Genomic DNA, 25527 nt, shown 5'->3' with positions numbered 1-25527 from the left:
AAATTTTAAAATCAAGTTACAAATGTAATTTATAAAAAAGATAGCTATACTGACTTTTATCATGCCTTGTTTTTTGTCGAAATAATAATTATTTAAAATTCCGGCCTAATTCCTTGACAATTGTACTGTTAAAATGAAATAAAACATAATTTAATAAATTCATTTTTGTATTATAGCTTCAAAATTATAAATAAGATTAAGTTTGAAACATTTTATCACCCTTTTTTGTGCTGCATTTTTACTAAACTCATGTAACAGTAACTCACAGAGTAAAACCCTTAGTAAAACCTCTATTGATCCTGAACCTTATGCTAAAACTATATCTGCAGAAAGCTTAAAGAAAAAGCTATACACTTATGCTTCCGATGAATTTGAAGGACGTGGCACTGGTGAACCTGGACAAAAAAAAGCTGTTGAATTTTTAAAAAACTTTTACATCGCTAATGAAATTTCGTCACCCCTTGGAGAAGGCAACTATTTTCAAAAAGTGCCTTCCTCTTTTCTTCCAACAGGTACAAAAGATTCAGAAAATGTTTTAGCCTATATTAAAGGTTCTGAAAAACCTGATGAAATTTTAGTTATTTCAGCGCATCTAGATCATATTGGCGTGTCTTCAAATGGAGATATTAACAATGGTGCCGATGATGATGGTTCTGGAACGGTAGCTATTTTAGAAATAGCTAAAGCTTTTAAAGATGCCGAAAAGGCTGGTCACGGACCAAAACGAACCATTTTATTTCTACATGTTACCGCTGAAGAAATTGGATTACAAGGTTCTAAATATTATACCGATGTGGAGCCTATTTTCCCTTTAAAGAATACGGTAACCGATTTAAACATCGATATGATTGGTCGTGTTGATGACAAACATAAAAACGGAAAAAATTATTTGTACTTAATAGGATCTGATAAATTAAGTAAGGAACTCCATGACGTTTCTGAAGCTGTTAATAAAAAATATGTAAATATGGATTTGGATTATACCTATAATGATGATAACGATCCAAACCGTTTCTATTATCGTTCTGACCACTATAATTTTGCAAAAAACAATATTCCTGTGATTTTCTATTTTAACGGAACTCATGACGATTACCACAGACCAAGTGATACACCAGATAAAATTAATTATGAGTTTTTAGAAACCCGTGCACGTTTAGTTTTTTACACCGCTTGGGAATTGGCAAATCGTGAAAATCGTGTGAAATTAGATTAACGATTCATACACCTTAGCAAATAGGTGATTATTTTGGAATTACACTTTTTGTGCGCAATTGTTTTTGCTCACGAATCAAGATAAAAAGAGGCTGAATTAAAGTTAATTTTTTCGTCAATCTGAATTTATTTCAGATTCTCATAATTATTGATATTCAATATGATGAGATTCTGTGTCGAGCACAGAATGACGAGTGTTTTTAACTTTAAACCAGCCTCTTTTTTAGTATTTTAAGAACTTTTCAGTTTGTTAGCTTACTAAAAAACCAGCAATTACTTCAATCCTTTTTTCTTTAAATCTTTAGCGAATTCTTTCGCTAGTTTAGCATAACCTTCAGAAATACGGTATCCAGAGTTATAATCGAAGCCCATAGCTCCTTGACCTTCAACTTTAGTGTACATTCCAGAAAATAATATTTTATCTGGAGCACTATTTTCATAAATAGTAATAAGAGCTTCTATTTTAGCATTTTGTCTCATGACACCCACATTATAACCTGCGTACATTAAAGTTGTTTTTATAACCATAGTGTGCGTAGCAGTGGCTTCTTTAGTAACTTTTACTTCACCATCTTCAAATCTTTTATTGAAAGACTCTATAAACTTTGGCTCATAAACATTTTCTCTATCTGCAAACCATGATTTTTTAAATACCTCTCCTGCCCCTGCTTCTTTTTCCTCTCTCTTGGCCATTTTATCCTCAAGAAACTCTTCTTCAGAATCGTATTTTGGAATTTCTACTCCAACGTAGTCAAAAACTAAAGTGTACTCTTTAATATCCTTTAAAGACTTAAAAGATCCTTCTTTTACTTTTAATTTTTGAGCGTAACCTGCTGTTGTAGCTAATAATAAAATTAATGCGAATTGTAATAGGTTTTTCATTTTTACTTTTTGGTTAGTTAATGTATGTTAATTTTTAGTTGGGCCAAATATAACCTTTAATGCATCTCATCAAAGTGATCATTTCATTATTTATCATAAATATCCACGGAATGGAGAATACAGACCGACAAACAGTTTGTTTATTGATTTTGAGAATAATTTTTAAAACTTTTTAACCATTAAGCACCGAAAGAAAATCACCATTTTGCACAAAGGCTATTGCTCAAAGATTACTTACTGTGTCAGTTGAAGCATTAAAAGACTTAAATATGTCAAGGGGTTAAAAAGGGCTTATTACAGCAGTAGTTACAAGACTTGGCTTGTTCTTAATTGTTTTTCGAAATCCCCCAACACTAAAATTAATCCGCTTTATGATTAATTTAATGCATCGCGATAAACTTGTAAACAGCGTTCACGGGCAGCTTTGTGTTCGATAATAGGTTTCGGATAATCTAACTCCTGAAACTCCGGCACCCATCGTTTTATATATTCTAAATCTTTATCAAACTTTTTAATTTGAGTTGTAGGGTTAAATATTCTAAAATATGGCGCTGCATCGCAGCCTGTACCTGCTGCCCATTGCCAATTACCGTTATTAGAGGCCAGCTCGAAGTCTAATAGTTTTTCAGCGAAATAAGCCTCACCCCAACGCCAATCGATTAACAAGTGCTTACATAAAAATCCTGCTGTAATCATGCGTACACGATTATGCATGTAACCCGTTTTATTGAGCTCACGCATACCGGCATCAACTAATGGATATCCGGTTTCTCCTGCACACCATTTTTTAAAATCAGATTCATCATGCCTCCAAGTAACATTATCGTATTTGGATTTAAAATTTTGAGTCACCACTTTCGGGAAATGAAATAATATCTGCATAAAAAATTCACGCCAAATCAACTCACTTAAAAACACAGCATTGGTTTGATACGCGTGGGCAACAATTTTACGAATACTAACTAGACCAAAACGTAAATATGGCGATAAATTCGAGGTTTTATCTAAGGCTGGATAGTCTCTCAGCTCATCATACGCTTTTAAATCATTTAATTGATAAGGTTTTACTTTGATATCGCTTTCCTTAAAACCAAGTTTTTCCAGTGCTGGGAAAGTACATTGAAACTCTAAAAACTGTAACTTAAGATTTAAACAATCGTAAGTGGCCGTATGCACTTTTAAACTGAAATGCTTCAACCACTGATTGTTATAGGGCGTATAGACGGTATACGGACTTTTGTCTGCTTTTAAAATCTCATGTTCTTCAAAAATAACCTGATCTTTATAAGAATGCGACTGTATATTTTGAGCATTTAGAAACGTGGATACTTGATGATCTCTTTTCATAGCATAAGGCTCGTAATCCTTATTAAAATACACCTTTTCAACGCGATATTCAGAACATAGTTTCTTCCAAATATTTAAAGGTGTTCCTTTTAAAACGAGAAGAGAGCTTCCAAAGGACTTAAGCTGTATATCTATTTCCTTTAAGCTGTTATAAATGAAGGAAATTCTAGCATCACTTTCAGGGAGTGACTCAACGATATCCTCATCAAAAATAAATATGGGTAAGACCTTATTTCCTGAATTAAGAGCAAAATGAAGCGCGGCATTATCCTCCAAACGCAAATCACGGCGAAACCAAAAAACAGTTATATTATTTTCCATTGAATCGTTCTTCTAGGACCTCATGCCTATATTTAAATATAGCCTTAAGCTCATTCTTCACATAAAAACGGTGTGTCAAATCCCCTAAAATCCCAAAAGGTAATTTATAGGATATTTTATCTTTCATTAAAGTTTTTCCTTCAGACAAAGCTTCAAAAAAATGTTCATGATGCCATAAATTGTAAGGCCCAAATCGTTGTTCATCTATGAAATATTCCTGATGCTTAACTTGCGTGATTTCTGTAACCCAGTTCTGCGTTATTCCTTGAAACAACCCCACTTTATAAGTGATTATTTGTCCTGGATAAGCTCTTTTATCTACTTTAGATGTGATTTCAAAGCCCATTTTAGGAGGCGTGATTTCATTAAGGTTTTCCGGAGCACTAAAAAACAACCAAGCTTCCTCTATGGATATATTTAGAATCTGTTCTGTATAAAGTGTGTATAGTCCAGAATGTTTTTCGAATTGCATCATGCCTTAATTATTGAAAAAAATGTAAGCATTTAAACTTGTTGCAATAGTCATCCAAATCAAATAAGGGCATATTAAAAGCGTATAAAACTTAAGCTTCTTAAGAAAACCTAAAGTAAAAAAACAGACGAGAAGCCAGAGCAGCACAATAGTAATGAGCCCTATCAAAACCTCATGTTTATTAAAGAAAATGTAATTCCAACTCACATTTAATACCCATTGTAAACTATAGAGTGCGATAAGGTATCTACTTAACGCTTCAAATTGAAAACTAAGCTTTGTCATGTAAAAGGCAAAGAGAAACATGATTGTAAACCAAGCAGCTCCAAAAACCCAGCCTGGAGGTGTCCAAGGCGCCTGATTTAATGAGGTGTACCATTCAGATTGTGGTCCATTATTCATTAATACGGAACCAATCACTAAGGCTAGTATATTTGTAACTAAGAAAATGGCAAAACGGATGTATTTATTTTTAAGCATGGTATTTTCTTTTAAAAAAATTAAAAAGTAATTGTACAGAAAACAGCAAGTTGAAAGCGTAAAAAGCATCTTCAAAAGGAATGGTAAACAAACGAAATCCGAGGTTTTCAGAATCGTCATAAAACACGACTGGCGCTTCAGTAAAACCACCTGTAAGCACGCCATTAACTATAAAAAATGGCACTAATATGATACAAAATACCGGCAAATACCTTCTTAAAGTCTCCAAGTGCCGTAGCACCCCATACCCCATCAGGAGTATAAAAAATATAAAATTGATGGTCGTATACCATTTCCCGAAATGAAATAAAAGCAAACTACTTGCTAGTACTATTAATATCCAACTCACCGAAGACGCCACTAAGCGCGATGTTTTTAAATTAGGAAAATAATATTTAATAACTTCATACGTAAACAAACAAGCATAGGGAATGCAAAAGAAAAACAGCCATTCTTCTATTGGCATTTTAAAAATTAAAAATGATAAATGGTAATATGAATTAAATCCCCAAACCCCTAATGATGTAAACCAAGCATCCCAAATTAAGAAAGGTATAGCTACCAATAAAATGCTATAAAAAGCGGATTTAAAATACTGTATAAAGTGAAATTTTTGCTCAAAAACACTGTACAGCAAAGGGATACTTAAACTGCCGAAATTTAATATTAAGTATAAATAGTGATTCACTTTTATCTTTTAAAATATTTGAAAGGCACCAATAACATCCCAAAACATTCACCGTCGGGTTTATCGAGGTGTTTGTGGTGGATGCGATGGGCTTTTCGTAACCCCTTTAAATACCAATTTTTGGTGTTTTTAAACCAATTAAAACGCTTATGTATTAAAACATCATGGATTAAAAAATAAGCCACACCATAACAAAAAATGCCTAATCCTACGAAAAAAAGAGGGTTTAACATTGGGGTCACTCCAAAATAAAATAACAAAATGCTGGGTATAGCGAAAATCACAAAAAAAGCATCATTTTTCTCAAATACATGCGGATAACCGGGTTGGTGATGATCGGCATGTAAAAACCAACCAAAACCATGCATAATGTACTTGTGAGTACACCATGTAACGCCTTCCATAATCATGAAGGTTAACAACGTTGTTCCTATATAAATCAAAACATTCATATCGAGGTGTTTTTTACAATAAAATCATCCAAATAATCCGTTTCATCTTGATGCTTCATTGCTTTCATTAAAAGGGCTTTATCTTGTTCAATATCAGAATTATAATTTAAAAAACTTGGAATATTTTCTTGAATAACGAGACGCACATACCTTAAATGTACGTTTTTATCATGTTTTGAAATGAGCTCATCCAATTGATTTTTATACCTATTAAACACTTTTACTTTATTCCATGGTAAACGTTCGTACTTAGCTTGCTTCATTTTAAAAGAAATGACGTAAGCTTGAACATCAACATCAGAATCATTTTCATATTTTGAAATAAATTCCAATTCCTTTTCTGGAGTTAAAGCCTCGTGATATTCCAGAATAAAACTTGGCGGATTCGCACCTAACAGCATCATAATGATCAGGTTTAAAAATACAAATTTCATTAAATAATATTTAATTTATACTTGACATAGCTCCTTGCTAATAAATTCATCTTCATAGCATTAGAAATCCTAATTCTAGTTTTCATAATTTCAGAAAAAGACACCTTTTTTAATTTTTTTAATAATCTTAAATAGTAACGATACGCCATATAGACTCCAAATTTGGCTTCCACCGGTAATTTCAATACACCGTGATGAAAAGCATAATCAAAATCTTCTTCAATTTCTTTTATAATAGTTGCTTTAGAATGATCGTCTAAAGAAGAAAAATTAACATTTGGAAAATATGAACGGTTTAATACCTCGTAATCATCTTTTAAATCCCTTAAAAAATTCACCTTCTGAAATGCAGAGCCTAAGCGCATGGCAGCATCCTTGAGCTCATCGTATTTTTGTTGATTTCCATTTACAAAAACTTTCAAACACATGAGTCCTACCACATCTGCTGAACCATAAATATAAGCCTTGTATTCATCAACATTCGTATAAGCTGTCTTATATAAATCGGCTTTCATGCTTTTTAAAAAAGCCTGCACCAAATCATCTTGAATATCATATTTATCTACCGTATGAATAAAAGCATTTATTACAGGATTTAAACTAATGCCTCTGCTTTTAGATTCGTAATATTGATTTTCAAACTCTGCAAACAAATCCTCTTTATTGTAATCGTGAAAGGAATCTACAATTTCATCGGCAAGGCGAACAAAACCATAAATATTATAAATATCTGCACGTATTTTTGGTGCCAACATTCTGGTAGCCAAAGTAAAGGATGTACTATATTTTTGGGTAACAAGCTTACTGCATGAGTAAGAAACATCATCAAATAACTGTTTCATTTTTGTAAGATTTTAAAATTGAATCTGATGCGATTTTTCCGGAGATTAATGACGGTGGTACTCCGGGACCTGGCACTGTGAGTTGTCCTGTAAAAAACAAGCCCTTCACTTTTTTACTTTTTATTTTTGGCCTTAAAAAAGCCGTTTGTGTTAAAATATTAGCCAAACCGTAGGCATTACCTTTATAGGAGTTATAGTCCTTTATAAAATCGTTGACACAAAAACTCTCTTTAAAAATGATGTGTTCACGAACTTTTTGATTTGTTAAGCGTTCTAACCGTTCTATGATCAGATTAAAGTATTCTTCTCGAATTTGAGGCGTATCCTTTATGCCTGGTGCTAAGGGGATTAAAAAAGTCCCCGCTTCTTTACCTTTTGGTGCGAAACTAGCATCGGTAATAGATGGAAAGCTAGCATAAAACAAGGGTTTTTCTGGCCATTCTGGGGTATCGTAAATACTTTTAGCATGGGTATCAAAATCGGTGTCAAAAAACAATGTATGATGACAAACATGCTCTATTTTTTTATCGAAACCCACATAAAATAGCAAGGAAGACGGTGCAAACACCTTAGAATTCCAATAGGTTTCAGAATATTGTCGGTACTTTTTAGGTAATAGCGTTTCGGTATGATGATAATCCGCGCCACTTAAAACCATAGAGGTTTCTAGTCGTTCTCCATTTACCTTCAAAGCTTCAACTTCTCCTTGATCATTTACTTTTATTTCTTCAACATTCGCATCCGTTTTAAAGACTACACCTAACGATTTTGCTAAAGACACCATGGCCTCTATAACCATATACATACCACCTTTCGGGTGCCAAGTTCCTAATCCGAAATCGGCATAATTCATAAAATTATAAAACGCAGGGGTGTTACTAGGTTTTGCCCCCAAGAACAAAACCGGAAACTCTAAAATTTGAATCAGCTTTTTACTCTTAATATGCTTTCTTACCTGCGATCTTAAACTTGAAAAAAACTGAGTAATTTTAGTTATAGTCTCCGGAGTTACTAATTCTAAAGCTGAGGCTCCTGGTTTATAAACCAAGTTATTAATTGACACATCATAATTATAGGCGGCAGACTTAAGAAAAGCTTGAAGGTGTTTAGAACTTCCTGGCTCCTCCTTTTCAAAAACCTTATAAATAGCCTCCAGATGCCCTGGAATGGTAATCGCATCTGCCTCATCAAAATAAACCTGATAAGCAGGGTCTAACCTTTCTAGTTCATAAAAATCGCAAGGCTTTTTATTAAAATCTGAGAAAAATTTCTCAAACACATCCGGCATCCAGTACCATGTCGGTCCAATATCGAATGTAAATCCGTCTCTAAGAAGCTGTCTTGCACGGCCTCCAACGGTTTTATTTTTCTCTAGAATCGTTACGTGATATCCTGCTTGCGCTAGATAACAAGAAGCCGATAATGCTGAAAATCCAGAGCCTATTATGTATATATTTTTTTTCAAATGTGAGGTATTAATTGCCTAAGCTTGTTGTGAAACAAATCTGTCTTGATTAAGGTAAAAGCACAGAATCAATAGCATGGATAACACCATTTGTCCCCTGCACATCACTTGTTTGTGGACTAACAATAATATTAACTGTTTGATTGCTACTCGTCATTATTTGTGCTCCACTGGATAAATCTATGGTGATTTCGCCACCACTTAACATGGTAACATCGCCGTTACTTAATTGATCTGACTGCACATTAGCAGGTGTGATAACATGATATTTCAACACAGCATCTAAAGTTGCAATAGGAATATCTGCTAAAGAGTTCCAAGCGCTATTAGAGTCTAGTAAATTTTGAAAAGCTTGATTTGTAGGTGCAAAAACGGTGAAAGGACCATCGCCTGAAAGTACTGAAACAAAATCTGTAGTATGTCTGCTGTCGGTTAAAGCTGCCACTAATGAAGTAAAGCCATTATTATTTAAAGCCAACATCACTATATCACTAGGCAACATAACTTCATCAATAATATGTACCACACCATTTGTAGCATCATAATCGACACTTATGGGCTGAGCACTACCATTAAAAACAACACCACCAGTGGTTTCAACTTGTAGTGATAAAGGTTCACTATTTGGCCCGGTAGACAAGGTGTTTACATAGGTGTTTGACAAGTCGGTAGAATTAATTTCATCACCAACAACATGAAATAATAAAACAGCTTGAAGGGTCTCTACAGGAACATCAGCTAAGGAATTCCATGAAGCATTGGAATCTAATAATGCTTGAAAGGCTGAATTATTAGGCGCGAATAAGGTGAAACTTCCCGAACCATCCAAATCATCATCCAAACCGGCAACCTCTAAGGCAGCGGCTAAACTAGATAATTCAGGTTTTTCAGATACAATGTCTGTAATAGTTGAAGGTTTTTCTCCATTATTAGAATCATCATCACTGCTACAAGAGGATAATGAAACTAGTAACAGAAAGCATAAAGTAAGTCTGATTAATTTTCTTTGAAATAACATAAGGTTTAATTTTTTAATTAATACTCGTTTGAATAAACACTGCCTTAAAGAGTAGTTTTGTTTAGTATTTAATAGTTTTAATTAAACAAAAGTATACAAGGCCAAAAAAAATAGTGCCTTCTAACACTAAAACACATTCAAAGATAATAAATTTTGTTTAACAATTACAAAATAAAGTTAAACAAAATAATTTAAGGACGGTATTAAAGGCTTTGCAAGAGTTCGAGAAGTGAAGGATATGTAGTGATATTTGCTGTAAAATCAACATCTTTCACTAATGCTGTTTTTTCGCCAGTAGCAATGAGTTGATGCTTGGTATCTTTTAGAATGTCATTAATTTCCTGAAAATACCCGATAACTTTATCATCGTAGGGCATGACCGTTAAACAGGTTACAAAACAAATGGCATCTTCACTTTCAAAAAAGTAATCCAGATTATTAAGCGGTAGACTTTGTCCGAGGTAAATCGTTCTATGACCACGTAGCGTCAATTCGTAGTTTAAAAACATAAGTCCCAATTCATGAATTTCGTTTTCCGGTAAGAACAAAACATAAATAGAACTAGAATCTACGGGGTGTGCTGCCAACTGCTCAATATTGATTTGTATTTTCTGAACAATCATATTAGATATAAAGTGTTCATGTGCTGGCAGTACAGTTTCGGTTTGCCATAGTAGGCCAATGTGGTTCAAGAAAGGAATAAACACATCTTTAAAAATCTCTCGAAAACTCTTTTTTTGAAGCAGTTTGTTATAGGCATTATTAAATAAAACTTTATCAAACTGAAACATCGATATCTTAAGCGCATTAATAGCTTCATCGTTTATCGCGTTGTGAATAGCCAATTCTTTTGTTTTGATACGAATGGTTTCATCAGACATCTCGGCAATCTTTGAAATCTTATAATTGTTGTTATTCAACAAAACAACATTTAGTAATTTTTGCAAGCTTTTCGCCGAATAGCACCTAATATTGGTGTCGGTTCTTTGCGGGGATAGTAAACCATATCTTTTTTCCCAAATACGAATGGTATGCGCTTTTACACCTGAGAGATTCTCAAGGTCCTTAATTGTAAAGTCTTTTTTAATATTGTTCAACTATATACAGTTTTTATTAAACAAATTTAAAATTTAAAATAGATTAATAGTGTTTTTAGAAGATAGAAATTTTAGAAATAAATTAAAACTCTCCCTTTTCTTGAAGAATTTAAGCACAAAAAAAGCCTTTCAATTTCTTGAAAGGCTCTTGTTTTGGGTGGAAGATGGGATTCGAACCCACGACCCTCGGTACCACAAACCGATGCTCTAACCAACTGAGCTACAACCACCGTGTAACTGCATTTTGTAATGCGTGTGCAAATGTAAACGTTTTAAGTCTTTCCAACAAAGACTTTTTTAAAAATTTTACAGAAATTTTCATTTTTTTTCCGCTTGAAAGCTAACTACTTTAAATCGAACAAACTACTAACAGCGGGATATCGCTCTACTGTGAAGCCCTCGCCATGCTCGGTTCCTATCAATCTCCCTAGGTCTCTGGCTCTATAAATAACACTATCGGTAAAATTTTTGCTAGATATCGGTGTTTCAGGCGCTTTACTTTTAGGATCGAAAAATTGGGTTTTATAGGCTAAAACCGCATCCATTTTTTTATCGATAAAACCAGAAACATCAACGACCACATCGGGTTCTATATTTTTCCATTGGATGTAGTGATAAACAAACTTTGGTCGCCATACCTCTTGTAAAAAGCCGTCTAAGGTAGTTTCTATTTTGGTTAATCCGCTTAAAAAACAGGCATCACTAACCAATTTACTGGCTTTACCATGGTCTATATGTCTGTCATCAATAGCATTACAAAGCACCATCTCTGGTTTGTATTTTCTTATCATTTTTATAACTTCCAACTGATGCGCTTGATCGTTCACAAAAAAAGCATCAGAAAAGCCTAAATTTTCTCGAACCGAAATACCTAAAATTTTAGCGGCATTGGCAGCTTCCACTTTTCTAGTTTCGGCGGTACCTCTAGTACCTAACTCCCCTTGTGTTAAATCGACAACACCTACCTTTTTGCCTTGAGCAACTTCTTTGGCTATGGTGGCGCCACAGCCTAATTCGACGTCATCGGGGTGTGCGCCTATGGCTAAAATATCTAACTTCATTTATTTAATTTCAATAAAATATACAAATTAATAAATTTTCATGGCTTCAATTCATGCCTATCCTAATTAACTTTGCTGTTCATTTTTTTCATTGATAAAAAAACGAACCAAAAAAATCTAGGCTGACGAATCTTTATCTAAATTTTTCATTCGACACCTAAATTTCAGGAACTCGCTTTTAAAACTTATAGCAAATAACAAAATTCCGTTAAGCTCAAACAGCCTGAAATTTCACGGTGTATTCATTTCAAATTTTACGATAAATTTTCGATAGGCCGTAAAAGTACGCTTTATAAAAAACATACCTTAAATCAATACAATAATTGAATTTCTATCTAATTATTGACTCTAATCTTATTTTATAAAATCATTTAAAAGTCCAAGCTATAATTCGAGACAATTTATTGCCTTGTCCCATCTCTATAACTTTTACTTCGGTAGCACCTAATTTTTTAAGCGAAGTTTTTAAACCACGTATCAAGTCTTTTTTAGACACTAAACTTGTAAACCAAAGGCATTGTTCTTTATAAAAGGTACTTTCAAAAATATAATTATGTAAAAAAGCCTTCTCGCCTCCCCGATACCATAATTCATTTTGGGTACCAGAAAAGTTTCGGATCACTTGCCCTGCTTCATTTTTTAAGCCTTTTAACTTTTTTATAGTGGCTTCTAAAGCTTCGGCTTCCGATTTAAAAAATGGCGGATTACAAAGCGATACCGAAAAACTATCAGCTTCATTTACCACACCTTTTAAAATGTGAGAAGCATCTTGCTGTTTCCTTAGCTTTATCGCAGTATTCAACTTGTTTTTATCTATGATTTTCTGAGCACTAGCTAAGGATTTATCATCAATATCGGTGCCCACAAAGATCCATCCATATTCTGCTTGTCCTAAAATAGGATAAATACAACTTGCCCCAGTACCAATGTCTAAAACCTTAATACCTTCGTTAATTCCTGAGGCTTCTAAAAAACTTGCTATATGATGAATATAGTCTACGCGGCCAGGGATAGGCGGACATAAATTGGTGTCTGGAAACTCCCAGAACTTTATGTTATAATGTTGAAAAAGCAAAGCCGTATTCAAAGCCTTAACCGCCTTAGGATTCGCAAAATCTATGGTTTGGGTGTTGTATTTATTTTCAAAAACATAGGTTTTCAATTCGGGATACACGAGTATTAAGGCCTCAAGATCGTAGCCCGATTTATGCTTGTTTTTGGGATGCATATTTGAATGTGTTTTGATAGTAATTCAATTAAATGATAAAATACACGCTTTAAACGCCTTCAGGCTACAAAGTTTAAAATAATTTCGCTTTAAAGGAGTCTTATTTTCAAATTATGCAAGGTACTTGTAAAAATTAGTGTTTTTAAGAGTTCGCTTTCGCGGAATTAGTCTCACTTCAATTTTCGAGAAACTAGGCCTTTTAAACTTTTTAATCTTATTATATTTACACAAAAAAATTGAGATGTTAAAAGCGGTTATTTTTGATATGGATGGGGTAATTATTGACAGCGAACCCATGCACAACAAGGCTTATCATGATATGTTTGATGAAGTTGGTATTGATGTTTCAAAAGAACTATACGAATCCTTTACTGGGCAATCTACCATTAATATTTGTAAGCGTTTGTGTGATCATTTTAATTTGGACCAGGCTCCCGAAACCTTAGTTCAGCGTAAGCGTCATTATTTTAAACATTTTTTTGAACACAACTCTTCTTTGGGGTTAATTGACGGGGTTTTAGAATTAATTAAGGATTACCATAGTAATGGTTTAACTTTAGTTTTAGGATCTTCTGCAGCGATGACCAGCATCAATCAAATTTTTGATAGATTCGATTTGCATCAATATTTTACAGCGAAATTTAGCGGTGGTGATTTAAAAGAATCTAAACCACATCCAGAAATTTTTATTAAATCTGCTGAAGCTACGGGATTCAAAAAAGAAGAATGTATGGTAATTGAAGACTCTACCAATGGGATGAAAGCGGCCAAAAATGCTGATATTTTTTGTGTGGGTTACGACAGCTTCCACTCTAAAAATCAAGATTACTCTATTGCCGATATGGTTATTACCGATTTCAAAGAGATTTCGTACGATAAAATAACAAAGCTTTTTTAAGCATCACCATCATCTTTTTGCGCATTAGCTTTTTGAATAATGGCCTTTAAACGCTCTTTTCGCAAAGTAGCTTCTGCTCTTTTTTTGTTTTCTTTTCTAGCCATAAGCTTGGAATGTTTGGCTTTATTTTTTGTGTTTTTTTCTCTTCCTGTTTTAGCCATAGCCATTTTATTTTTTAGATTTTAATAACGCGTTTTGCTCTTCCATAAGTGAGGTAAGTCTGGATAATAACTCAATATCTTTAGGAGGCGCCACTGCCTTATCCTTGGTATCGTGTGCTCTTTTGCGCAATCGGTTCATAAATTTAACCACTACAAAAACGGTAAAACCTACAACTAAAAAATCGACAAGCGCTTCACCCAAAGCCCCATAACCTATTGCAATTTCTTCCTTGGCAATTGCTCCAGAAGCATCTAAAACAGCGTCTTTTAGAATCAGTTTTTTATCTTCAAAATTAACGCCATCAGTTAGTAAGGATAAAGGTGGTAAAAATATTTTTTTCACTAAAACATCAATCACCTTATTAAAAGACGCCCCTATTATAATCCCCACTGCCATATCTATCATATTCCCCTTTACGGCAAATTCTTTAAACTCTTTTAGTAATTTCATAGGTTATTAATCGTGATTTTTAAGACCGCAAAGATATTCTATTTCAGAAAAAATATTAAAAATTCAACTGAATGATTTTATCACCTCAAAGACTAATAATTACAAATATTAGTGAATTAACTAATAATTGAGTTTATTAGGTTTTAAGCTAATAATTTGCTGTATTAAATAAAAAAGAATACATTTGATAAAACATTAGTTTTTAAAATGATAAGCATTATAACAGGCGACATAATAAACTCTAAGGAAAGCTCTCCCCAAAACTGGCTGGAAGCCCTTAAGTCTATTTTAAACCATTTTGGTGAAACGCCTAGCCAATGGGAGATTTACAGAGGTGATAGTTTTCAATTGGAGGTTGCTCCTAGTGAGGCTTTAAATGCCTGTATTTTAATAAAAGCGACTATAAAACAGTTTAAAAACATTGATGTACGCCTCGCTATTGGCCTTGGAAAAAAGTCGTTCACCTCAAAAAACATCACAGAATCTAACGGAGAAGCCTTTATTAATTCTGGCGAGTGTTTTGAAAATTTAAAGAAAACCACTCTAGCCATAAAATCGCCGTTTACTGAGTTTGACACCACCATAAACATTATGTTAGAATTGGCGCAACTCACCATAAATCATTGGACGAGCACTTCGGCAACCTTAATAAAAACCACTTTAGAGCACCCTAACTACAATCAAAATGAATTGGCAGAACTCCTTGATAAAACCCAAGGAAACATCAGTCAGGGTTTAAAACGTGCCGGCTTAGACGAGCTCAACAAACTTTTAAACTACTATAAAACACAAATACAAAACCTATGTTAGTTCTGGCTCTTAAATTATTTTTAGCGCACTTTATTGGTGATTTTGTATGTCAGCCAAACGCATGGGTTCGTCATAAAGAAAAACACAAACACCGATCTAAATACCTTTATTGGCATGTTTTTGTACATTTTTTAGTCCTAATTATTCTGTTGCAATTCGATTTCAGTTATTGGATAGGTATTACACTTATTACGGTTTCGCATTTTATAATAGATCTGGCTAAACTGCATTTAAACGATCGCACTAACAATCGCATACTATTCGCTCTAGACCAATTGGCTCACTTTATTATTATTGGGCTTGTTCTGTCTATTTATTACCCTTTTAAAGTTGACCTCCACTTTATTTTTGAAGCCAAGACCTTACTACTTCTAACAAGCTTTGTTTGTTTAACTCAGGTGACTTCAGTAGTTATGAAAACCATTATTTCTAAATGGGATTTGAAAGATTTTGATAACGAATCTTCACTAAAAGATGCGGGTGCATATATAGGCATTTTAGAACGCTTGTTTGTATTTATGTTTATTATAACTAACCATTGGGAAGGTGTAGGTTTTTTAATAGCAGCAAAATCGGTATTTCGTTTTGGAGATTTATCAAAAGCAAAAGACCGAAAATTAACAGAATACGTTTTAATTGGTACCCTATTAAGTTTCGGTCTTGCTATTTTAATAGCTTTAGGCTATAATTATATTTCAAATTTAATTTAATTCATTTCCAGAACGGCCTGCCCAAAATTAACTCCAAAAGGCACGCACCAAACGATAACATGGTTATATTCTGAAAAATCTACATTGTCTGGGATATCATATTCATAATTCCCATCTAAGCCTTTTATAGCTCCCAAGGTAATATAATTCGTTGCGTTTTCATCGGTAGCTAAATACAGTTCCAATGAAGGCCCTGAATCTGACTTAAAATTAGTAAGATTTAAAAGGGTATGTTCTTCATTTATATCGGCAATCCCCGATGTTGGGTGCGCCTTAGATTCAAATTCTCCTCGGTACGAAGCCTTCTCCGGCATCATATCATCCGTGCTATCGTTACTATCATCATCAGAAGAGCAAGCAGCTAAAGTAAATACGCTTAAAAAAAGTAATAAATAGGTTTTCATATTATTAGTATAAAGTTAGTACGCCTTTTAAGTCGGAAAAAACTTCAAACTTTACACCAAGCTCACAAAAATTTACTTTTTATAGTATTTCGCATATCCTCGGTAAGAGAAAAATCCTAAAATAGCGATTAGAACGCAAGCAATCGCAATAAATTTCACACTTACAATTTGATCACCACTAGCATAACTGTGCAGTCCAGCCAGGTAGAAATTCACCCCAAAATAAGTCATTAAAATACTCGCAAAAGCTACAATTGAAAGTAGGTTATAAATCCAACGTCCACGTAAACCAGGTACCAAACGCATGTGAATTACAAAGGCGTAAATCATAATACTAATAAGCGCCCAAGTTTCTTTAGGATCCCAACCCCAATAACGTCCCCAGCTTTCGTTAGCCCACATACCTCCCAAAAAGTTTCCAATAGTAAGCATCACTAAACCAACAGTAAGTGCCATTTCGTTTATTACGGTAAGCTCCTTAATGTTTAAGTCCATTTTAGTTTTATTGGCCTTATTCGTGAAAATCATTAAAAACAGCGATACAATACCTAAAATCATCCCTAAAGTAAAAGGACCATAACTTGCCACGATAACCGCCACATGAATCATTAACCAATAACTATTTAATACAGGTTGTAGGTTTGCAATAGCTGGATCCATCCAATTCCAGTGGGCAATCATCAATATCATAGACGTCACAAAAGCCGTAGAAGCCAATGTTAAATCACTTTTTCTTCCAAAAATTAATCCGAATAACATGGTCGCCCAAGCCACATAAATCATCGATTCGTAAGCATCACTCCAAGGTGCATGTCCCGAAATGTACCACCTTGTAATTAATCCTGCGGTATGTAAAACAAACAGTGCCACAATGATATACTTAAATATAGTTACACCGGTGTTTACCCATTTGCGTTTATCGTTAAAAATCTGAACAATAAGTAACACAAACATGAAGGTTCCTGCATACATATACCAGCTAAATAGCTTTTTAAAGATATCGTATTTGTTATATAGGATTTCGGTTTTAATTTTTTTATCGCTTAGCATCACCTCGGCGCCATAACGTTCTTGCGTTTTCTTAAACGCCGTTAGCAGTTTATTGGCTTCATCGAAATTCCCTGTTTGTTTGGCTTCATTAAGCTTGAATAAATACGTTCTGAAACCATTTTTCACAAAATTGCTGTACAAAGAATCTTTAATCACCGAGATATCCTGAGCATAATCGTAAGTAGAAATCCACTTATTATTTGAATCTTCAGGGATTGGGAAAATTTTTAAAGACATCCCTTCAATAGCATTATAGAGCAAACTAACACGTTGGTCGGTTTCCTTAAATTCCTTTTGAAATCCGTTTGGCACTTGTGCTTTATAGGCTTCTTCTAAAAACGGTGCTAACCTATACTCGCCTCTTTCAGTAAAGAAATCGGCTAAAGCCACGTACTTCGCTTCTTTAGGCGCATTAATTAAATGTCTAATAGAATCGCCCTTTTTAGGCTTTAGGTAGATGATAGGTACATTATACCATAACATCGGACTCTCTTGAATGGATAAGAAAACTTGATTGGCATCAAAATTTTCATAATCATCATGCTTACTCAACTTACGCAATAACTCGGATGCATAGGTGTTTATAGGCATCATACGTCCGCTTAAATCCTGAATCACTAAGTGACCAAATTTATCGGCGTGTTCTTTAGGGGTTATGTTTTTCTGAAGAATAGAATCGATTTGTTCCTTTGTAGGCTTGGAGTGATTATGACCGTCGTCTGGGCTATGCGCACCATGATCATGGTTTTGAGAGATTCCCGATAAACTGAAACAAAGCGCCAATACCGTTAACAGTTTAGCCTTTTTAGATTTTATTTTAGCCAACTGTCTTCTCAAGTCTCCAAATCGAGAATGTTTAGTGAAAATGATAGCAAGCAAACCAAAGTACAGCATGAAGTAACCAATATAGGTTATTAAAGTTCCCCAATAATCGTGGTTTACAGATAGAATAGTACCTTTTTCATCGGGATCAAAACTCGATTGGAAAAAGCGAAATCCGCGGTGATCTAAGATATTATTCATATAAATTTTATAATCGAAATCATCCTGAGTGTCATCAATAACGGTTACTTCACTAGAGAAAGCAGCGTATCCATTTTCTGTTCCTGGGTAACGTTCGGCTTCAAAATCATTAAGTTTTATTGCAAAAGGCAATTCTAAAACTTTAGAACCATATTTCAAGGCAATATCTAAACCTCCAACTGAAATTTGTTTAAAAGTTCCGCTACTTCCTTTATTTCCAAGAACAGCAACAGTTTTTGACTCGCCATTAGAGGTTACACGTAGTTTAACACCATCGGTAGAACTATTTTTTAATAAGGCAGATCCTTCAACAACATCAAACTCTCCTTTTACAACCGGTTTAGGAAATACCATTTGCATGTTCCCTATAACATAACGAGAACGCAAAATTAAAGGTTGTAAGCTGTCTTTAACCAATTTACCTTGAGCCATAGTGGCCATGGTCATGTATTCACCTTCAAATGGCGATTTAATAGTAAGCTCGTCATTTGCATAGGTGATATTAATCGCGCCTTCAGTAGGTTTATTTAAAGCCACTAAAATACCGTGAACACTTTGCACCTCACCTACTTTAAGAAAATGATTATGAGGTCCACTGCTTCCTGCTTCTACTAATTTCAAGTATTCTTCGCCGTTTTCATTCGGGACGATATCTTCTTCAGCACCAACAATAAATTTTTCTAAAGTGATCTTTACAGGCTGCTGATTGTATTTGGTGTCTATTTCAAAATGATTTTCCATACGTCCTGAAAAATCAACCTCACGCTCTATTGGTAAACGCTGTGGGACCCCATCAATTTCATAATCGCCATCAATAAAAGCTGTAATGTATGTTTTTTGAGAAAGGAACGTGTTTTCGGTAGCACCCTCACGAATAGCCATCATCCCTTCGTAACTAATATATCTTGTGATAAAAGCACCTAAAAGAATAAAAATAAAAGCCAAGTGCAGAATAAAAGTTGCCCATTTTTCCTTTTTGTACAAACGAAAACGCACCACATTCCCTAAAAAGTTAACAATAAAAAACCCCATGATGGCTTCAAACCACCAAGCGTTATAAATTAGGTTTCTAGTGTAAGGTGTAGGTGATGTTTCTTGTCCGGCATCTAAAAAAGTCCCTACCGCCATAGAAGCTGCAAATACGATAAATAAAACGGCTGTAACTTTGGTAGAAAATAAAATGTTGGCGAGTTTTTTCTGCATAATGAATTGCCTTTTTTGAGGTCGCGCAAATTTAAGGATTTAAGTTTGTTTTGAAGTGTTAAAGTATTCAAAAAATAGAGGCTAATTCAATGAGTTGTAGGTTGAATTGCTGCCTTTATATTGGTAACGCCATTCTTTCTGAAACTTTGAGGTATGTATTATTTTATTGGGATATACAAAAGCTTCATTATGTAATTTAATCTCTGTGTTGCTTTGTGTAAAAATGTTATTTCACTGAGATCCGCTGAGTTTTCACAGAGACACACAAATACTTCTATTTGCTTTTAAACCTCCGTAAAACTCTGCGTTTTCTCTGTGTAGCTTGGTGTAGCTTGGTGCAAGAATGTTATAACACCGAGATTCGCTGAGTTTACACAGAGACACACAGAGAAAAATTATGTGATTGTAAAATACGATTAAACCTACCCCAGATTCCCTCGCGCTTCAAAAATTTTTAGGTATAAAAAAGTGCCCATTTTACGAGCGCGGTGCTTGGCATTTTGGGCGTAATCGCCTTCAAAAAGTTCGTCAATCGTTTTAAACCATAGGTTAAGCCACAGTCCGAAATGACGCTCATTTATGATATGATTATTTTCTTGATCGACTTTTATATGCGCCTCTAAAGGATTACCCAAGTACTTGGTTTTTAGAAACAAACTGGCTTCCCAGAAATTGGTTAAATTTTCGATATGCGCAGGCCAATCTTTAATTAAATTATTAAAAAACGGACCTAATTCTGCATCGCTACGGATTTTATCATAGAAAGAGGAGACTAACAAAAACACGTCGTCTCTAGTTTTTATATCTTTTTTCTCCATAACACAAAGATAGAACAATAGGTTTTTAAATAGGCTAATATTACCTATTTTAGCGGCATGATTTCAGTAGTAATTCTTGGCGCGGGAAACGTGGCCACACACTTATTTAAAGCGTTTAACAAAACGAACGAAGTTTCTGTAATACAATGGTATAACCGGACTTTAGACAAGCTAAAACCATACAACAAACAGGTTAACACCTGTGATAATCTAGATGATTTAGTTGATGCCGACCTATATATTCTAACCGTTAGCGATGATAGCATAGCCGAACTTTCTTCAAAATTACCTTTTGAGAACAAGCTGGTCGTGCATACTTCGGGAAGCGTTGGTGTTTACGATTTGGATAAAAAACTCAAACGTGGCGTGCTGTATCCTTTACAAACCTTTAGTATGGATGCCGATGTCGATTTCGCCAATGTACCTATTTGCATTGAAACCATTGATAAAAAAAGTTATCCTTTGCTTAAAAAAGTAGCTGTAAGTTTAGGGTCTCCAACCAAGCGGGTGAATAGCGATCAACGTCGCACCCTGCATTTAGCTGCCGTTTATGTGAATAATTTCACCAACCAGCTTTACCGCATTGCTCATGAAATTACTGAAAGTGAAGGTGCCGAATTCGACATGCTAAAACCTTTAATTCTGGAAACAGCTAAAAAAGTTCAAGACATATCGCCATATATGGCACAAACAGGCCCCGCTAAGCGCAACGACAAAAAAACTATAAATGCGCATTTAAAATTATTGCAAAAACAAGAGCATAAAGACATCTATAAGCTACTAACAAAATCAATCCAGAACACCCATGGAAGAAAAAAGCTATAAAGAATACCTAGAACATATCACCACATTTATTTTTGATGTTGATGGCGTTTTAACAGACGGATCGGTAACCGTTACCACATCTGGAGAAATGTTAAGAACTATGAATACGAAAGACGGCTACGCTTTGAGTACTGCCGCAGCGCAAGGTTATAATATTTGTATTATTTCTGGTGGAAAAAATGAAGGTGTTCGTGTTCGATTAGAAAACCTGGGTATTAAAGACATTTACTTAGGTGCTAAAAATAAAATTGAACAATTAGAGGATTATTTTAAAAAGAATAACATCAACGCTGAAAACGTCCTATACATGGGCGATGATATTCCAGACTACCCGGTGATGCAAATTATAGGCCTACCTTGTTGTCCGCAAGACGCCGTACCTGAAATTAAAAACATTTCAAAATACATTTCACATAAAAAAGGTGGCGAAGGCGCTGTAAGAGATGTTATTGAACAGGTTCTGAAAATTCAGAGTAAATGGAGTGGGAATTTTTCGGCGCATCATCATTAGTTTATGGGTTTCAGGTTTAAAGTTTAAACGATATTAAATATTAGATAGGCAGAAAAAATTAAGCACAGTTTAAAAGTCAATAGTCAATAATAAGTTGCCCTATGCTGTAAGCAAACAAATAACCAGTAGTAGAAGAAGGCAACTTGAAACTCAAAACTTGAAACCAAACACCCCCATGCCCCCGATCAAAGCCTTTTTAAATCTTATTCGTTGGAAAAACCTGATTATGATTGTCTTAGTACAATTCCTAATCAAGTACGCGCTTTTGGAGCCTTTTGGAGTTGATACGGCTTTGGATTTTGTAGGGATTTCAGTTTTGTCACTAGCGACCATTTGTATTGCTGCAGCTGGAAATATTATCAACGACATTAATGATATTGAAACCGATTTCGTTAATAAGCCCGATAAAATTATTGTTGGTTCTGGCATTTCAGAAAAAGCAGCGTATAATCTTTTCATCGCTTTTAATATTATTGGTGTTGCCTTAGGGTTTTACTTGTCACACGCCGTTAATAAAGCGCCATTTTTCACCATTTTCGTTTTAATATCCGCTTTGCTTTATGTGTATTCCTCCACCTTAAAACAAATGCCTTTAATTGGTAATTTGGTTATTTCAGTACTGGTTGGGTTAAGCTTAATTATTGTAGGTTTATTTGATTTATTACCTGTGATGACGCCTCAAAACCGCGAGATACAACTCACCCTTTTTGAAGTCATTTGGCATTATGCCTTATTTGCCTTTATGCTCAATCTGCTTCGAGAAATCGCAAAAGACCTAGAAGATATTAATGGCGACTACAAAGCTGGCATGAACACATTACCCATTGCTATAGGAAGAGCCCGAACCCGAACGATTTTAATAATTTTGAGCCTCATTCCGCTCCTAGCCGTTATTAGTTATGTTATCAATAATTTATATAACGTTCAAGTGGCGGTAATTTATTTTTTAGTTCTGGTAGTCGCGCCGCTAATTTTCACCTTCATTAAAACCTGCTACGCCAAATCGAAGCAAGATTACCATCAACTTAGTAATCTCTATAAATTAGTCATGCTATTCGGGATGCTTTCCTTACTTTTATACAAGTTTGCAATTCTTAATTAAATTCATGATTAACGACGCTTTAAAAAACTTTCATATTATCTTGGCTTCTGGATCGCCACGCCGACAAGAATTCTTTAAGAATTTGGATTTAGACTTTGAAATTCGTTTAAAACCCATAAAAGAGGAATATCCGTCAAGACTCACCCATTTTGAAATCAGTAATTATTTAGCCCAGCTGAAAGCCTTACCGTTTAAAGATGAGTTACAAGCCAAGGACATCCTTATTACCAGCGATACCATTGTTTGGCACAACAACAAAGCCTTAGGTAAACCAGAAAATGCAGAAGAAGCCTTCAGTATTTTAAAATCCCTTAGCGATACGACACACGAAGTGATTACATCGGTGTGTTTTACAACCCCGACCTTCGAAAAAACCTTGCATAACATCACAAAAGTTACTTTTAAACCTTTAAGTGATGATGAAATTTCATACTACATTGATAAAGACCATCCTTTCGATAAAGCAGGTGCTTACGGTATTCAGGATTGGATCGGACAAATTGGTGTGACCAAAATAGAAGGTTCTTATTTTAATGTCATGGGACTGCCTGTACATCTGGTTTATAAAACTTTAAACGCCATTGCAGAAGAAAAATAAGATTGTAACTTTAGGGGTAAAATCCTTGTTATGAAACTATTTACTTCTAAACCCTTTATAAAACAGAGTATCTTTGGGTTATGCGTTTTGATGCTATCCTGCAACCAAAACCCTTCAGCAGAACATAAATCTTCTAGTTCGGAAGTTGATGTAACTGAAACGAAATCCGTGAAAACGTCATCAACAAAAACCCCATTATCATCAGAATTTAAAAGCTATTGGTATGCCGGTGAAGCTGAAATATCTTCATACAAACTAGAACAAGCCCGTTACGGAGAAATTCGCCAAGGTACAGCCGTTTTAATTTTTGTTACTGAAGATTTTCTTCCAGATATACAAGTTAAAGCCGATCGCCGAAATGATGAAACCATTCCCGTTTTAAAACTAAACGCTACAAAAAACTTCAATACGGGCATTTACCCCTACAGCATCATGCAGAGTGTTTTCTATCCCGTTTCTAACAATCAGCATGCTTTAAAACTTTCTACTTCGGTGCAAGAATGGTGCGGACACGTTTACACGCAATTGAATAACAAAACGGCTTTTGAAATCGCTTCCCACTCCTATTTTCAGGGCGAAGCCGATAAACATTTCCGACTCAATAAATCTATTTTAGAAAACGAACTTTGGACACAGCTTCGTATCAATCCGCAATCACTACCAACGGGCAACTTACAAATCATTCCAGCTTTTGAATTTATCAGATTAAAACACAAACCATTACAAGAATATGCTGCAACAGCAACTTTGGAAGCGGATAGCTATACTGTACATTACCCAGAATTAGAACGCACCTTAAAAATTATGTTTAATCCCAAATTTCCTTATGATATTTTAAGTTGGGAGGAAACCTTTAGCAGCGGATTTGGTAATCAAGCAAAAACACTTACTACCAAGGCAACCAAACTAAAAACCATCAAATCGGCCTATTGGAATTTAAATCATAATAAAGATGAAAAATTAAGAGAATCGTTACTTTTAGATTCTTAACACACTGAAATCGTTCCTTTTTTATTTAAAAGATTTAATTTAAACTATCAATCTAAGGATTGTTTTTCAAAGGTATGCTTTTGGCCTATCGAAAATTTATCGTAAAATTTGAAGTGAAGTACCCGCAAAATTTTAGGCTGTTTGAGCCAACTAGGGCTTTCCGGAAATCACAGAATTTAATGGCGAGTTCCTAAAATTTAGGGAACAAACAAAAAATTTAGATAAAGTTTCGTCAGCCTAGATTTTTTTGATTCGTTTTTTCATCAATGGAAAAAATGAATTATTAGGACGAAATAAGATTCCAATGTATCTTTGATTAACTAAAAACGACTTATTTTATATGCTTGTAAATTTTCAAGAAGCTTATCAAAACGAACTTATTGTATCGGCAATAGTCATTTTTTCACTACTGATTTTGCGGTACATCATTAACTTCACCATTACTAAAGTGGCTCGAAAAAACGGCATTAACGATGCTCGAATTCGCTTAATGAAACGTTATGTTACGGTTAATTTTTTATTGGTAGGTCTTTTAATCGAATCGCTAATTTTCGGAACCGAATTTAAAGAACTGGCGGTTGTTTTTTCTTCTATTTTTGCAGTTATAGGCATTGGGCTTTTTGCCATATGGTCTATTCTTAGTAATATCACTTCAGGTATTATTATGTTTTTCAACTTTCCTTATAAAGTGGGTGATAAAATAGAAATTCACGATAAAGATTTCCCTATAACTGGTATTATCGAAGATATTAGAGCCTTTCAACTTCATTTAAGATTGGATAACGGAAGTTTGGTAACTTACCCTAACAACCTCATGCTTCAAAAGGCAGTGTCATTAATTCAAAAAGACGCGATTGATGACATTCATGACGATGATGGCGATGCTGTTTAATTCATGAAGTTTCATTAACTTAGTCGGAAACCGTAATCAACCACTCATTATACTTTTTAACACAGACTACTTTCTTTTC

28 protein-coding genes and 1 tRNA gene are annotated in these 25527 nt (G+C 34.5%); 10 read left to right on the top strand and 19 right to left on the bottom strand.

The annotated features are described in order from the left end of the window. Positions 1-202: 202 nt before the first annotated feature. A complete protein-coding gene (locus A6I66_RS08300; RefSeq protein WP_067147646.1) occupies positions 203-1216 on the top strand; it encodes a M28 family metallopeptidase in 1014 nt (337 codons plus the stop codon). Between the two features lie 272 nt (positions 1217-1488). On the opposite strand, the gene A6I66_RS08295 is transcribed toward A6I66_RS08300, so the two are convergent. From A6I66_RS08295 to rlmF, 14 genes are all read right to left on the bottom strand, one after another. Next, positions 1489-2097 (bottom strand): hypothetical protein, encoded by a 609-nt coding sequence (locus tag A6I66_RS08295; protein WP_067147644.1) that lies wholly within the window; start codon positions 2095-2097, stop codon positions 1489-1491. 375 nt (positions 2098-2472) lie between these two features. Then, positions 2473-3765 carry a cryptochrome/photolyase family protein gene (locus A6I66_RS08290; RefSeq protein WP_067147641.1) on the bottom strand — a complete coding sequence of 431 codons (1293 nt, stop codon included), beginning with the start codon at positions 3763-3765 and terminating at the stop codon, positions 2473-2475. Next, a complete protein-coding gene (locus A6I66_RS08285; RefSeq protein ID WP_067147638.1) occupies positions 3755-4240 on the bottom strand; it encodes an SRPBCC family protein in 486 nt (161 codons plus the stop codon). The genes A6I66_RS08290 and A6I66_RS08285 overlap by 11 nt, the downstream gene beginning before the upstream one ends. Positions 4241-4243: 3 nt before the next feature. Further along, complete coding sequence (locus tag A6I66_RS08280; protein WP_067147635.1) at positions 4244-4717, bottom strand: TspO/MBR family protein; 474 nt, start codon at positions 4715-4717, stop codon at positions 4244-4246. Further along, positions 4710-5405 (bottom strand): lycopene cyclase domain-containing protein, encoded by a 696-nt coding sequence (locus A6I66_RS08275; protein ID WP_067147632.1) that lies wholly within the window; start codon positions 5403-5405, stop codon positions 4710-4712. Before A6I66_RS08275 ends, A6I66_RS08280 begins: the two co-directional genes overlap by 8 nt. Before the next feature lie 2 nt (positions 5406-5407). After that, a complete protein-coding gene (locus A6I66_RS08270) occupies positions 5408-5857 on the bottom strand; it encodes a sterol desaturase family protein (RefSeq protein WP_067147629.1) in 450 nt (149 codons plus the stop codon). Further along, positions 5854-6291 (bottom strand): hypothetical protein, encoded by a 438-nt coding sequence (locus tag A6I66_RS08265; protein ID WP_157614148.1) that lies wholly within the window; start codon positions 6289-6291, stop codon positions 5854-5856. Before A6I66_RS08265 ends, A6I66_RS08270 begins: the two co-directional genes overlap by 4 nt. After that, positions 6291-7133 (bottom strand): phytoene/squalene synthase family protein, encoded by an 843-nt coding sequence (locus A6I66_RS08260; RefSeq protein ID WP_067147623.1) that lies wholly within the window; start codon positions 7131-7133, stop codon positions 6291-6293. The genes A6I66_RS08265 and A6I66_RS08260 overlap by 1 nt, the downstream gene beginning before the upstream one ends. After that, positions 7117-8598: a phytoene desaturase family protein gene (locus tag A6I66_RS08255; RefSeq protein WP_067147620.1), complete on the bottom strand. Its 1482-nt coding sequence runs from the start codon at positions 8596-8598 to the stop codon at positions 7117-7119. Before A6I66_RS08255 ends, A6I66_RS08260 begins: the two co-directional genes overlap by 17 nt. Positions 8599-8647: 49 nt before the next feature. Next, on the bottom strand, positions 8648-9616 hold the full coding sequence (locus A6I66_RS08250; RefSeq protein ID WP_067147616.1) for a fasciclin domain-containing protein: 969 nt from the start codon (positions 9614-9616) through the stop codon (positions 8648-8650). Positions 9617-9819: 203 nt separating this feature from the next. Then, a complete protein-coding gene (locus A6I66_RS08245; protein WP_067147613.1) occupies positions 9820-10713 on the bottom strand; it encodes a MerR family transcriptional regulator in 894 nt (297 codons plus the stop codon). Between the two features lie 155 nt (positions 10714-10868). Continuing rightward, positions 10869-10944 (bottom strand) — tRNA-His (locus A6I66_RS08240). Between the two features lie 113 nt (positions 10945-11057). Continuing rightward, positions 11058-11774 carry a bacillithiol biosynthesis deacetylase BshB1 gene (bshB1, locus tag A6I66_RS08235; protein WP_067147610.1) on the bottom strand — a complete coding sequence of 239 codons (717 nt, stop codon included), beginning with the start codon at positions 11772-11774 and terminating at the stop codon, positions 11058-11060. 367 nt (positions 11775-12141) lie between these two features. Further along, a complete protein-coding gene (gene rlmF, locus A6I66_RS08230) occupies positions 12142-13002 on the bottom strand; it encodes a 23S rRNA (adenine(1618)-N(6))-methyltransferase RlmF (RefSeq protein WP_067147607.1) in 861 nt (286 codons plus the stop codon). A 241-nt stretch (positions 13003-13243) separates the two neighbouring features. On the opposite strand from rlmF, the gene A6I66_RS08225 reads away from it, so the two are divergent. Further along, positions 13244-13900 carry an HAD family hydrolase gene (locus A6I66_RS08225; RefSeq protein ID WP_067147605.1) on the top strand — a complete coding sequence of 219 codons (657 nt, stop codon included), beginning with the start codon at positions 13244-13246 and terminating at the stop codon, positions 13898-13900. On the opposite strand, the gene A6I66_RS16750 is transcribed toward A6I66_RS08225, so the two are convergent. Further along, positions 13897-14061: a hypothetical protein gene (locus tag A6I66_RS16750; protein WP_169815718.1), complete on the bottom strand. Its 165-nt coding sequence runs from the start codon at positions 14059-14061 to the stop codon at positions 13897-13899. The two genes, A6I66_RS08225 and A6I66_RS16750, sit on opposite strands and share 4 nt — an antisense overlap. A 7-nt stretch (positions 14062-14068) precedes the next feature. After that, positions 14069-14512: a large conductance mechanosensitive channel protein MscL gene (mscL, locus tag A6I66_RS08220; RefSeq protein ID WP_067147602.1), complete on the bottom strand. Its 444-nt coding sequence runs from the start codon at positions 14510-14512 to the stop codon at positions 14069-14071. A gap of 207 nt (positions 14513-14719) precedes the next feature. Between mscL and A6I66_RS08215 the strand changes: the two genes are divergently transcribed. Together A6I66_RS08215 and A6I66_RS08210 are read left to right on the top strand one after the other, a co-directional pair. Further along, a complete protein-coding gene (locus A6I66_RS08215) occupies positions 14720-15322 on the top strand; it encodes a SatD family protein (protein WP_067147598.1) in 603 nt (200 codons plus the stop codon). Continuing rightward, positions 15316-16032: a DUF3307 domain-containing protein gene (locus A6I66_RS08210; RefSeq protein ID WP_067147595.1), complete on the top strand. Its 717-nt coding sequence runs from the start codon at positions 15316-15318 to the stop codon at positions 16030-16032. Before A6I66_RS08215 ends, A6I66_RS08210 begins: the two co-directional genes overlap by 7 nt. Here A6I66_RS08210 and A6I66_RS08205 read toward each other — a convergent pair. From A6I66_RS08205 to A6I66_RS08195, 3 genes are all read right to left on the bottom strand, one after another. Then, complete coding sequence (locus A6I66_RS08205) at positions 16029-16436, bottom strand: DM13 domain-containing protein (RefSeq protein ID WP_067147592.1); 408 nt, start codon at positions 16434-16436, stop codon at positions 16029-16031. The two genes, A6I66_RS08210 and A6I66_RS08205, sit on opposite strands and share 4 nt — an antisense overlap. A 72-nt stretch (positions 16437-16508) precedes the next feature. Beyond that, positions 16509-19712 (bottom strand): cytochrome c biogenesis protein, encoded by a 3204-nt coding sequence (gene ccsA, locus A6I66_RS08200; protein ID WP_067147589.1) that lies wholly within the window; start codon positions 19710-19712, stop codon positions 16509-16511. A gap of 422 nt (positions 19713-20134) precedes the next feature. Then, positions 20135-20530 carry a group III truncated hemoglobin gene (locus A6I66_RS08195; RefSeq protein WP_067147585.1) on the bottom strand — a complete coding sequence of 132 codons (396 nt, stop codon included), beginning with the start codon at positions 20528-20530 and terminating at the stop codon, positions 20135-20137. A 57-nt stretch (positions 20531-20587) separates the two neighbouring features. Here A6I66_RS08195 and A6I66_RS08190 point away from each other — a divergent pair, with 57 nt between their 5' ends. From A6I66_RS08190 to A6I66_RS08165, 6 genes are all read left to right on the top strand, one after another. After that, positions 20588-21355, top strand: coding sequence for a Rossmann-like and DUF2520 domain-containing protein (locus tag A6I66_RS08190; RefSeq protein WP_067147582.1), 768 nt, complete (start codon positions 20588-20590; stop codon positions 21353-21355). Further along, complete coding sequence (locus tag A6I66_RS08185; RefSeq protein WP_067147579.1) at positions 21336-21866, top strand: KdsC family phosphatase; 531 nt, start codon at positions 21336-21338, stop codon at positions 21864-21866. Before A6I66_RS08190 ends, A6I66_RS08185 begins: the two co-directional genes overlap by 20 nt. A gap of 175 nt (positions 21867-22041) precedes the next feature. Further along, positions 22042-22968, top strand: a complete 927-nt coding sequence (locus A6I66_RS08180) for a geranylgeranylglycerol-phosphate geranylgeranyltransferase (protein WP_084399590.1) — start codon at positions 22042-22044, stop codon at positions 22966-22968. Positions 22969-22972: 4 nt separating this feature from the next. Next, positions 22973-23566 (top strand): Maf-like protein, encoded by a 594-nt coding sequence (locus A6I66_RS08175; protein WP_067147577.1) that lies wholly within the window; start codon positions 22973-22975, stop codon positions 23564-23566. Positions 23567-23596: 30 nt separating this feature from the next. Next, the gene (locus A6I66_RS08170) at positions 23597-24556 is read left to right on the top strand and encodes a septum formation inhibitor Maf (RefSeq protein ID WP_067147574.1); all 960 of its coding nucleotides are present in this window, start codon (positions 23597-23599) and stop codon (positions 24554-24556) included. A gap of 340 nt (positions 24557-24896) precedes the next feature. After that, the gene (locus A6I66_RS08165) at positions 24897-25448 is read left to right on the top strand and encodes a mechanosensitive ion channel domain-containing protein (RefSeq protein ID WP_067147570.1); all 552 of its coding nucleotides are present in this window, start codon (positions 24897-24899) and stop codon (positions 25446-25448) included. Positions 25449-25527 lie beyond the last annotated feature (79 nt).

The organism is Pseudotamlana agarivorans (genome assembly GCF_001642835.1).
Taxonomy (GTDB): Bacteria; Bacteroidota; Bacteroidia; order Flavobacteriales; family Flavobacteriaceae; genus Pseudotamlana; species Pseudotamlana agarivorans.
Note: the sequence above shows the minus strand (reverse complement) of the source record. Positions and strands in the feature narration are given on the sequence as shown.